The sequence below is a fragment of the Vibrio sp. 704 genome, assembly GCF_033339295.1.
The window spans coordinates 1-568 of the sequence record NZ_JAWOUH010000801.1; the positions used below are offsets into that span (position 1 = coordinate 1).

The window sequence follows — 568 nt, forward strand, 5'->3', positions numbered from 1 at the left end:
GCCATGCGGCTCCTTATTTTAATCGATATTGGATTCTACTTAATATTGAACCGAAGTGTTCTCGCCTCAAATTATAGATCGTCGATGTAACCCAGTGAGCGTAGTGCACGTTCGTCATCTGCCCAACCAGACTTCACTTTCACCCAAGTCTCTAGATAAACTTTACGACCGAACAACTCTTCCATATCTAGACGTGCTTCACGACCAATGGTTTTGATCTTCTCGCCGCCTTTACCAATAACCATCTTCTTCTGACCATTACGTTCAACAAGAATCAAAGCATTGATATGGAAACCGTCCGTTTCTGGGTTGTAATCGAAACGCTCAATCTCAACCGTTACAGAATATGGCAGTTCATCACCAGTAAAGCGCATTAGCTTTTCACGTACGATTTCTGAAGCCATGAAACGCTGAGAGCGATCCGTTACGTATTCTTCAGGGAAGTGATGCGTCGCTTTCGGCAGGTGATTACGTACGTGCTTGCGCAATACATCAATGTTCTTACCTTGCTTCGCAGAGATTGGCACTACATCGACAAAGTCCATTTTTTTAGACATTTCAGCCATGT

The 568-nt window shown here is 43.7% G+C and carries 1 protein-coding gene; it reads right to left on the minus strand.

Annotation, left to right across the window (positions count from 1 at the left end):
- Positions 1-71: 71 nt before the first annotated feature.
- A partial coding sequence (era, locus tag R7R24_RS29200) for a GTPase Era (RefSeq protein WP_318120523.1) occupies positions 72-568 on the minus strand: 497 nt, incomplete at its 5' end.